This window comes from Shewanella sp. 11B5, assembly GCF_002836795.1.
In the GTDB taxonomy this organism is placed as follows: domain Bacteria; phylum Pseudomonadota; class Gammaproteobacteria; order Enterobacterales; family Shewanellaceae; genus Shewanella; species Shewanella frigidimarina.
Window position 1 is genome coordinate 1 of record NZ_PJAP01000393.1, and the last position, 7554, is coordinate 7554.

General features: G+C 42.0%; 6 protein-coding genes. 2 read left to right on the forward strand and 4 right to left on the reverse strand.

Annotation, left to right across the window (positions count from 1 at the left end; translation table 11 throughout):
• Nucleotides 1–11 precede the first annotated feature (11 nt).
• Nucleotides 12–1334 carry an ABC1 kinase family protein gene (locus tag CXF78_RS09145; protein WP_102036588.1) on the reverse strand — a complete coding sequence of 441 codons (1323 nt, stop codon included), beginning with the start codon at nucleotides 1332–1334 and terminating at the stop codon, nucleotides 12–14.
• A gap of 180 nt (nucleotides 1335–1514) precedes the next feature.
• Between CXF78_RS09145 and CXF78_RS09150 the strand changes: the two genes are divergently transcribed.
• Nucleotides 1515–3089, forward strand: coding sequence for a tetratricopeptide repeat-containing sulfotransferase family protein (locus CXF78_RS09150; RefSeq protein WP_180957097.1), 1575 nt, complete (start codon nucleotides 1515–1517; stop codon nucleotides 3087–3089).
• Nucleotides 3090–3216: 127 nt separating this feature from the next.
• Here the strand turns inward: CXF78_RS09150 and CXF78_RS09155 are convergent, their stop codons facing one another.
• From CXF78_RS09155 to CXF78_RS09165, 3 genes are all read right to left on the reverse strand, one after another.
• Entirely contained in the window at nucleotides 3217–4410 is a 1194-nt protein-coding gene (locus tag CXF78_RS09155) for an aspartyl/asparaginyl beta-hydroxylase domain-containing protein (protein WP_102036590.1), read from the reverse strand.
• Between the two features lie 98 nt (nucleotides 4411–4508).
• Complete coding sequence (locus CXF78_RS09160) at nucleotides 4509–5537, reverse strand: sulfotransferase family protein (protein ID WP_102036591.1); 1029 nt, start codon at nucleotides 5535–5537, stop codon at nucleotides 4509–4511.
• 58 nt (nucleotides 5538–5595) lie between these two features.
• A complete protein-coding gene (locus CXF78_RS09165) occupies nucleotides 5596–6138 on the reverse strand; it encodes a hydrolase (protein WP_011636367.1) in 543 nt (180 codons plus the stop codon).
• 131 nt (nucleotides 6139–6269) lie between these two features.
• Here CXF78_RS09165 and CXF78_RS09170 point away from each other — a divergent pair, with 131 nt between their 5' ends.
• Nucleotides 6270–7307, forward strand: coding sequence for a DUF2235 domain-containing protein (locus CXF78_RS09170; protein ID WP_102036592.1), 1038 nt, complete (start codon nucleotides 6270–6272; stop codon nucleotides 7305–7307).
• The last annotated feature ends 247 nt before the right edge of the window (nucleotides 7308–7554 follow it).

Here is a 7554-nt window from a genome sequence, read left to right on the forward strand (position 1 = left end):
TATTTGATTACTTATTCTTTTTTACTAATAACTACCTGATTAAACAGGGCATGTACATTAATGTTGGCGTTAAGTTTAGCGGCTAATAAATACATACCTGCCAACTTGCGATGTATGAAAATAGCATCGGTTGGCGGTGTGTGCCATTCATTTTGTTGAGTACTCATGGCTTTACCTGCTTGAGTGATCCTTTTCGCCAAATCACTTGCGCCAAAATCATATGCTCCTTGGGTACGTAATGGCTCACAAGCTTGATAAAAAATATCAATTATCAGTTGTTTCTGTTGTGGGTCGATAGCGTCTTGAAAAAAGCCGATCTGTTGTGCTGCATTGCTCATTTGCTGTTTATCATCGGCTATCGCACCTTGCATCAATTGCATATAACCTTGCGATAACGTGTCGCTAATGGTGCGGGTGGCGCCAAAGTCGAATAACACTATTTTCTGGCTGTCTGCTTGATACTGAAAGTTGGCAAAATTAGGATCGCTTTGCACCAGTTGAAAACAAAATAGCTCTTTAAAACACAGCTCCATCAGAGCGTTGGCAACCTTGTCACGCACATCTTGTGGATATTGAGCGACTGCTTCAATCGGGACACCTTCCACAAATTGCATACATAAAATGCTGTTGTTGCTCAATTGTGGATAGACCTTAGGCACAATGAAGTAAGGGTTATCGCCCAACTGTTGTTGGTAGAGTGCTATTTGCTGTGCTTCAAACTGATAGTCTGCTTCGTTATGTAACTGCGCTTTGGCTTCTGCCAATAAGGTATCGAGTTTTACGTTTGCTGGAATTAATCGTGAGACTTTTAATAAGCTGGCAACGTTATCAATGTCGCTGTCGATGCTGTCGCGGATCCCTGGATATTGAATTTTTATCGCCAGCTTTTCGCCCGTATCTAAATACGCTAAATGCACTTGGCCGATAGATGCGGCGGCAAACGGGCGCAGCTCAAATTGGGCAAAGGGGGCTAGCCAGTCACGGCCCCAGTGTTGAACTAATAATTGAGTTAACTGCTTGTGTGGCATGGCTTTAGCGTCTGAGCGCAGCTTTGCCAATATTTCAGCCAATTCAGGAGGCACTAAGTCACCGGCATCCATTGACAACATTTGGCCCACTTTCATCGCAGCGCCGCGCAGTTGCGACAGCTTATCTGCAACATGACCAATATTTTTAGGAGTCATCATCAGTTGTTGCATTGACGGCGATTTACCTTGGCTAAGCTGTTTTGCCCCTTCTAGTAGCACGTTACCCGCTAGGCGAGAAGCGAGTCCGCCCATTTTTGATAATCGGGACAATCGACTGGTTGGCACTTTAGCTTCATTATTTTTCATCAGATCTCACTTGTGTCGCATGAACTCATAGCGAATATAAATAATTGTACGCTGAAGTTGATTATTTCGTTCAATATGAGCCAATAGCGTGGTCAAAAATTACTATTTTCTATGTTACTCTGATTTTAGAGGCATTTAAGCCATTCTTTGGGTGAGCAAAACAATAATAAGGACCCTAGTTTGAGTATTATTGAACAATATTTAAGTCAAGCTGAAGCGCTGTTTCAGTCTAAAAACTATTCATCGGCCAGAATGTACGCACGTAAAGTGATTAAGCGTGATGATAAACACCTTGGGGCATTGAGCTTATTAGGTCAGATTCATTTACAGCAACAACAATATAATGAGGCCGAAAACTATTTTGTCAGTGCAGCAACTATTGATCCCCATGCGGTTTCAGTGTTGACTGGTTTATTGGCTATTGCTGAAGTAAAACAAGACTTTTTTTTGGCGAAAACGTATTTATTACAATTAATTAATACCCAAGGTAACGTCGAAACATATCAATACAAACTCGGATTAGTCGCCACTAAAGTTGGTGATATGGCTTTGGCTGAACAATGTTTTGAATGGTGTGTGGCAAATGATTTTTCTGAGCCAGCAGTGCAGCTTAATTTGGGTCATATCTATAAGGCCAAAGGCGACACAGAAAAAGCGGCAAATTTTTATCATCAATATAATCAATTAAGCCCAAAGCAAGTGGGTGTAGGCTATTGGAGTTTGGCAGATTTAAAGCAGTACCGATTCAGCACTGATGATTTAACCTTATTGCAAGGTTTTGCAACTGATGAGTCGTTAAGCAAACAAAATCAGGCACTGGTGTATTTTGCTTTATGTAAAGCTTACGAGCAAACACAGCAAATTGATAAAGCATCTGAGTCGATGTTATTAGCCAATCAAATAATGGTGCTTCACAGGCCGTTTAAACAAGCCCAGTTTGCCAATATTGTGTTGTCACTGCTTGGGCATACGCCGTCGCCACATATTGATAGCTTGCCGACCGCGAGCCAAACACCTATTTTTATTGTCGGGATGCCTCGTTCTGGTACTACATTGGTGGAGCAAATTTTGGCGTGCCACACAGATGTTGGCGCGACTGATGAATTACCGTTTATGGAACGCTTTGCGCTGCAAATGGACATGTCGGGTGGTTACCAGTCTAGATTAAGCCAGCTTTCTGCTAACCATATTGATCAATTCCGCCAACGGTATTTAGCTGAAGTGAATCATTACTTTAGCGATGTTCCAACCTATGTAATCGATAAAAATCCAAATAACTTTTTGCACATTGGCTTAATTAAAACCTTATTCCCTCAAGCAAAAATCATTAATGTGGTACGTAATACCGTCGACAATGGCTTGAGTGTATTTAAGCAGTTTTTCAGTTTTGGCCATGACTATTCGTATTCGTTTGCCGGTATTTCAAGTTATTGGCAACACTATTTAGACATCATGCAACATTGGGATAGGTTGTACCCTAATGAGATTTTACATGTCTGTTTTGAACAATTAGTGCGTGAACCAGAGTCACAAATTCAACGCATATTAGATTACTGTGAGTTAACGACTCAAGCGCAATGTTTTACCTTTTATGAGTCTGAACGAGCCGTATTAACGCCTAGCGCTAGCCAAGTTAGGCAGCCTATGAACCTTAAGGCAATTGGTCAGGCAGACAAGTATCAAGCTTTTATACCTGAGCAAATAGCCGAGTTGGATGCCATTGCGAAAAAAGCAGCACTGCAATTCTTTGGTTAAGCAGAACTTGGAATAAGAATTTCTTATAAGCCAAAACAACGTAGTTTGGCTGACTTTATAGAAATGGCGCCTAATGGCGCCATTTTTGTATATATTCTCAGATCAACCTATGCAGGTATTCTTCTCACTAATTCACTTTACCGTGACATGCTTTATAGCGCTCGCCACTGCCGCAAGGGCAAGGACTATTGCGAGATGGCGGTGCAGCAATAGTGCGAGCGTTATTTGCAGCTGCTGTTTTTGGTATTATTGATGTTGATGTTGATGTTGATGTTGCTGATGCAGATTTTACGGATGCTAAATTTGCACTTTTTGGTGAGCTTTTTGGTAAAGTCATAGCCTGTTTGCGTGTTGCTAATTGCTCACTAAGTTCAACATTCATACACGCCACGATAACCAATTGTTCGAACGCTTTTACCGCCGAACCAGAATGGGTCAATTGCAGTGATTTAGTGCACTGTAGTGCTTTTATCATGGTTTGTTCACGTAGCGCATGATAATGTGGCCAACCTGCTTTAGTGCACTCATATTGCAGCCATAACATCCGCCAATCGGCAACAAAGTCTGCTATTAATAACGAAAATGCATTCACATCTGCAACTAGATTTTCGGGGTTGTGTTTGACCTCTGCTGACAACTCATTGGTTAAGTATTCAACCTCAGCGACAGGCATGATCACTGGGGCATTAAATTGCTCTGTGATGAGGGTTGCTGGTGAGTCTGGGTTAAAACCGACGAATTGACTGTTTAATGTTGTTGATTGATCATCTGCGATTGAACGTGAATGTTGAAATACCGTTTGCCAAAATTGACTAGAACCGGCTAAATCAACCACTAAATGAACACGGTATTGGTCGCTGTTGTTCTCCACTTTGTGAAGTTTCCACGAGTCGAAAATCCAACATTCTCCTGCGCCCATGTGCACTTGTTTGTCATGACAAAAAAACTGCACTTGCTCAGTGGTGGTAATGGGAATATGCACTCGAACACGTTTATACCAATGGTAATTAATGTCTGAATGCAGTGGCACTTGTGCACCTGGCGCTAAGCGCATTAATCTTGAACGGCTGAGTACCTCACCAAATGAGGCGAGTATTTGCTTGATGTAAGGGCTTTTTGCTAACGCCGCAGTGGGCAACATTGGCCCTTTAAAGTCATTATTAAACTCGCCATTGACCGAGATTAACGGAATAGCCGAATTACCCTGAAAACCTTCATGATGAGTCACCCAATCTGATTCGGTAAATTGCTCGATCTCTTTGGCTAATTGACCAACATCAAAGCAAAAAGGTAACTGATAAAACTCATGAGGTAACTTCATAATTGGACTCTCTGTATGTGGCGCTTAACGTTATGATTTTTCCATAAAGGTATTTTTACCCGTTCTGCTGGCTATTTACAAATGGCTAACTCAAACGGCTAACGTAACTGGCCATGGCATTGTTTAAATCGCTTGCCTGATCCACAAGGGCAGGGACTGTTACGAGATACATTTTGCTCGCTTGGTGTAGCCAGTTTTTCAGTTGGTTCGGGTGTTAGTGCTATAGGCTCAGCAATGTCGTGTTGCTGCCATTGAGTGTCATAGATTGGATGACCGCGTTCGCCTAAAAGATGATTGATTTTGTTCAGTGTTGTAGAAGTACTCGGCCAAATTTTGGCGATGTCATGATAATTTTCGAGCCACTTATTGGGTTTGGGTGTCGAGATGGTGTAGCGAGAATGCGCTAATGGCTTACTGCATAATTGCGCTAAAGCAGGGTCAAAATCCGTATCAGTAAATTGGCATAGTTGCTTAACGGTTTTCGCAGGATCTGCAATTAATTGATCATAAGACACCATGCACCAGCGATTACTGTCAATCTTTTGCAATGAATCCATAATCGCTTCATTAGCGGCTTGCCATTGAAATGCGGCAATAGACTGTAACGGCTGGCGATTAAGTTGTTGCCATTTTTCTGGTAGCAGTAGCGACCAATTACGTTTATCCCATCCCGGTAGATTTGGGTAAGTGACAAACTTATTCGACCGCCACGCTTGCATAATACTGCTGATGTTTTCTTTTGGCTCCCTCACTAAATAGATAAATAAAGCGTCGGGAAACAGCGAATTAAAAAAGTCGACCCGCAAACTGTTTTTTGGGGTTTTTTCTAAAAAGCGGATATTAGTCGTATCAGTACTACCGGGTTTATTACCATGATTATCTTGCAGCGCATCGCTAAAACGTAGCAGTAATTGCTGGCGTAGTTCGTCATCAACATCTTGTTCCGTTAACGCATTAGAACTAAATTGACGATAGGCGATATTCAGCTTGGGTATGGTTTCAATGAGCGCATGACTTTCGCCGCCAATGGTCCATATGGACTGGCTTTTTGATAGAACTTCGAACAACAAAGTGCTGCCTGAACGAGGCGCGGATAAAATAATAATGGGCCGATCAAATTGATGCATAGCGGTATGATGTTTTTGTTATATTTTTTAACATCATACCCACACCGTTATCATATGGCTACTTTATCAATTTCAGTAGAGCCTTAAAGCGATCACCTTGGGCAACATGTTGTAGCTCAAACAGTAGTGATTCAACATTGGTGAGATTGGCACCATCATTAAGCATCATTTGCACCCCAAGTACTTTATTGTCTGTACCTCGTGATGCAACGGCATCGGCAACAAGATGTACTTGATAGTCGTTGGCCAGTAAATCTTTGCACGTTTGGTAAACGCAAACATGGGTTTCGATACCCGCAAGAATGATATTATTACGGTTTAATGCTTTAAGTTGTTGTTTTGCTTCTTCACAATGCCAGCCACTAAAGTGCTCTTTAGCGATGGGTTTGGATGTTTGCGATAAGAGTTGTGCGAGTTCGTCGCTGGTATGGCCTAATTTGTTGGGTAATTGTTCTAACCAAATAATCGGAATATCAAATAGTTGTGCACCTTGAATTAATACTGCAAGCTTTTGGTGTAGTTGAGCTGATTGCTGCATAACTTGGGCTAGCTTGCCTTGCACGTCGACAATCATTAATACACTTTGTTCTGCTGTTATCATGGTCCGTTACTCGAATGATTAAGTGAGCTTTCGAGTATTGGTTATTTTTACCGTGGTGCAAATAAGCATTTAGTCTATTATGGCTATGATAATTGTTATGAATGTTCACTCAGAGAATGTCAGGGATTGATATGAATAAACGTATTGTCATTTGTGCCGACGGAACCTGGAATCGGCCAGAAAAAGATCTTGAAAAAGATCACGCCACTAATGTACTTAAACTCGCCAGAGCCATCAAACCCATTGCTGATGATGGTGTACCGCAACAGGTGTTTTACGATTGGGGAATTGGTTCGTACTATGACTCCATGATTGGTGGGGCAACTGGGCGAGGCTTACATAAAAACATTATGGATGCTTACCGCTACATAGTGCAAAACTACTCTCCTGGCGACGAGATATACCTGTTTGGTTTTAGCCGTGGTGCATACACAGTGCGCTGTTTATGTGGCCTTATTAATAATTGCGGCATTGTCACTCGACCAGATGCAAAGCTTATTCAGCAAGCGTTTGACCACTATAAAATGAAAACTAAACCTTTTGCACCAGATGGTGAACGCTCGGTGGCATTTCGTCAGCAACATTCGCATCCTTCACGTGAAGTGGCCTTTGTTGGTGTGTGGGACACCGTTGGGGCAATGGGGATCCCACTGTCTTTTTTAGGCATGTTTGAAGACAAAGATGAGTTTTATGACGCCAAGTTAGGCCGAAATGTCAAAGTGGCTCGTCATGCACTCGCGTTAGACGAACATCGCAGCGATTTTGAACCGACCATTTGGGCACCTCGAACCAGCATAGACATACAGCAAGTATGGTTTATTGGCGCCCATAGTAATATTGGTGGTAGCGTTGCCCCCAATAATGACGGTAGCACCTTGTCTGATATAGCGTTGCAGTGGATGTTAAGCCAGGCGCGAGCGGTTAACTTAACGGTCGAGTTACATTTAGCCGATGCATTATTACCTAATCCCATGGCGGATATTCAAGATTCATATCGCAGTTTTTATCGGGTTAAAAAACGTTTTATGCGCAAGCTAGATCCAGAGCAAGCACCGATATTATTACATCAGTCGGTTAAAACGCGCTGGCTGAATGACAGTAATTATCGACCGAAAAATTTAGTAAATTACATTGATAACCATGGTTGGCCCGATAAACTGGTGCAATAATCTGTGTTAACACCATCATTAATAACGAGTGCTAGCAACCACTAATAGCAACCACTAATAGGAACCATTAGTCACTACTATTACTAACCACTATTACTATTCATTACTAAAAACATTTCGATTAAGGACAGTATTTTGCTACGTGTATTTCTAACGCTCATCACAGTGATTGGGCTCTCGTCTGTATCACTCGTTTTACCCGCGGCTGAACCGACGGCTTCTGGTGATTTACAAGATAAGCCACCAG